The following is a 2,471-nucleotide window of genomic DNA, read 5'->3' on the forward strand; positions in this document are numbered from 1 at the left end:
CCTCATCATTTCTTTTTGGATCCCTGGCCGTCTACTCTCATCTGAAAAAAACGGGCGGCAACTCGGACGCAGAAAAAATCCAGAAAATTTTTCTTCATTGCGGTTTGCATGGGAAAAACGGCGAAACATGCCAACTCTACAGAAAAACAAAGAAGAAATGGGGGACAGAATACGCATACCGGCATCCTCTCGGCTTATGCGAGGAGGATTTTCGTAGAAACATCAAGCGTATCGAGGACGGGATAAATATTAAAAAGCGTATGCTAAACATCAGTTTTCAGGACATAAAACAAATCGATCTCAAACAAAATCCGATCCGGCAGATAAAGGGCCACTTGACCAAAACAACGACAAGGAAATCTGTAGAAATTGAGTATGACGGAATGATAAGAATCAAAGTCTACAACAAGCCTATGACTGACTACCTGGAATACGAAGAGATGAAGTCGGACGAATGGAAAGTGCCTATTGGGGTAGATCGCGTTGGTCAGATGGTATTTCATAACTTTGAAGATGAACCACATTTTCTTACAGCTGGGGCGACCGGCGGAGGGAAATCCTCTTTTCTTAATATGTTGATTGCTCATTTCATTAAAACACAGGCCGATAACGTTACTTTCACTTTGATCGACTTGAAAGGCGGCATTGAATTTGATCGCTTCCAAAATTGTCGCCAAGTCGTCAACTATGCCGAAAGTCCGGAGGAAGCATTGCAAGCCTTGGGGAACGTGTTAAATGAGATGTTCAGGATTCGAGACCAATTGAAAGATAAAGGCTTTAGGAATTGCAAAGAAGGGGGGCGGAAACAGCGGCATTTTGTTGTTATTGATGAGGTAGCGGAGTTATCAAGTGGCCGGGAGCCGAACAAAGAACGCAAGAAAGTCAAAGAATCCTGTGAGTTCTACTTGTCTGAAATCGCTCGTTTAAGTCGAGCATTCGGAATCCGACTAATTACGGCCACGCAGCATCCTACGGCGGATGTAATTAGCCCCCAGGTAAAAAGGAATTCTGAAGGCCGCCTCTGTTTTCGGGTCGATGATGATGTTGCATCTCGAGTCGTTCTGGATATTACCGGCGCTGAAAGCCTGCCAAAGATCAAGGGTCGCGCTATATACAAAATCGGGTCTGATGTTCAGATGGTGCAGACCCCGTATATCTCCAGTTCTTTAATTGATGAAATCATCAAGCCCCATATTGTCATCAAACCACGAGAGGAGGAAGTGGTACACCATGAACCAACGCCAAGAAAAAATTCTCCTATCATTAAAAAAACTCGGCTTTCTGACTAGGGATCAGTTAATGCGAATGCACGATTTAAAGTCAAAACGTAATGCTAACAGAATTTTAAGTGAAATGAAATCGTACCTGTCTAATTTTCGGGAAGGTTATGACACCATTTATTATTTGAATAAAGAAGGCAGGGAGTATATCGGGGCCAATGTAGTGAGAAAGAAAAACATGCAGATTCATCACTATCTAATGAGAAGCGAGTTTTACATCTTTTCGGGAATGCCGGAGAATTTTGAAACGGAAATAGAAGTCAGTGATGGATGTACCAGAGTTATTTGTGATGCTTGGTTTTGGAAAGGAGAAAGAGCCAATTTCCTTGAAGTCGATAATGAACAAAGCATGGTTGAGAATCGAAAAAAAATTGAACGATATAAAAAGATATATCAATCAAGAATCTTCCAGGATAGCGAAGACTATGGTTATTTTCCAAAATTAAATTGGTTGACCACAAGTGATTATCGTAAAAGAAAGATCATTTCATATTGTTCTGGTTTACCTTATTCAGTTTTTACGTTAAAAGACATTAAATGAAAGGGGTTATTCAAATGTTTAGGCGTACCGAAACTATAAACTTTAAGGAATTTATGTCCGGAGAATTTAAGGAAAAAGAACCGAACAAGTTGAATAAAAAAGCAATAGCAACCGGAACGTTAATTCCCCTTGCGTTTGTTCCCAAAGCTTTTGCTGCAACTCCAGATCCTTGTGTCACAGCTGCTTCGGTTCTTAACAATAACGCGGTAGTCCCGGTTGGTGTTGGTGATGCTGTCGGAAAAGAGATAATATCCGCAATGGCCCATTTGTTTGATCCAATTGTAGACATAATTATTGCTATTAGCTTTCCAGTTGCTTCGGTTATGATATTATGGAAGCTTTTTATGTCATTTTTTAAAGACTCAGGCGATACCTGGGAAGGGATAGGGAAGATTTGCATCACATATTGTATCGTTCAGATGTTTCCGATCTTCGTAAAAGTCCTAAAGGGATTAGGGACGTTGGCTGTTGGAATTTAAGAGTTTGTGATTTTTAAAAAATCACATAAAAATCACGAAAGTTACGATCATTTGCGACTTCATGCAAAAATCAAATTACTAAAATCAATTGTTTATTTTGGTCAAAAACGTATATTAAAGGTTTATGAAAATGCGCGAAATGCAAGTAAAATATGGGCGGCATGATGTAAT

Annotated in this window: 3 protein-coding genes; all 3 read left to right on the forward strand. The window is 40.0% G+C overall.

What is annotated here, in order from left to right:
- Positions 1 to 1,289: FtsK/SpoIIIE domain-containing protein (locus tag H538_RS0118050; RefSeq protein ID WP_026678775.1), on the forward strand; the 1,289-nt coding region annotated here is incomplete at its 5' end.
- A gap of 16 nt (positions 1,290 to 1,305) precedes the next feature.
- Positions 1,306 to 1,821 carry a replication-relaxation family protein gene (locus tag H538_RS0118055; protein ID WP_245595269.1) on the forward strand — a complete coding sequence of 172 codons (516 nt, stop codon included), beginning with the start codon at positions 1,306 to 1,308 and terminating at the stop codon, positions 1,819 to 1,821.
- Positions 1,818 to 2,300: a hypothetical protein gene (locus H538_RS0118060; protein ID WP_154658024.1), complete on the forward strand. Its 483-nt coding sequence runs from the start codon at positions 1,818 to 1,820 to the stop codon at positions 2,298 to 2,300. Before H538_RS0118055 ends, H538_RS0118060 begins: the two co-directional genes overlap by 4 nt.
- The last annotated feature ends 171 nt before the right edge of the window (positions 2,301 to 2,471 follow it).

The sequence above is a fragment of the Fictibacillus gelatini DSM 15865 genome, from assembly GCF_000430745.1.
In the GTDB taxonomy this organism is placed as follows: Bacteria; Bacillota; Bacilli; order Bacillales; family Fictibacillaceae; genus Fictibacillus_A; species Fictibacillus_A gelatini.

Excerpts from the sequence above, each read along its gene's own strand:
- H538_RS0118055 (WP_245595269.1), top strand. The coding sequence starts at position 1,306 with ATGCACGATTTAAAGTCAAAACGTAATGCTAACAGAATTTTAAGTGAA.
- H538_RS0118060 (WP_154658024.1), top strand. The coding sequence starts at position 1,818 with ATGAAAGGGGTTATTCAAATGTTTAGGCGTACCGAAACTATAAACTTT.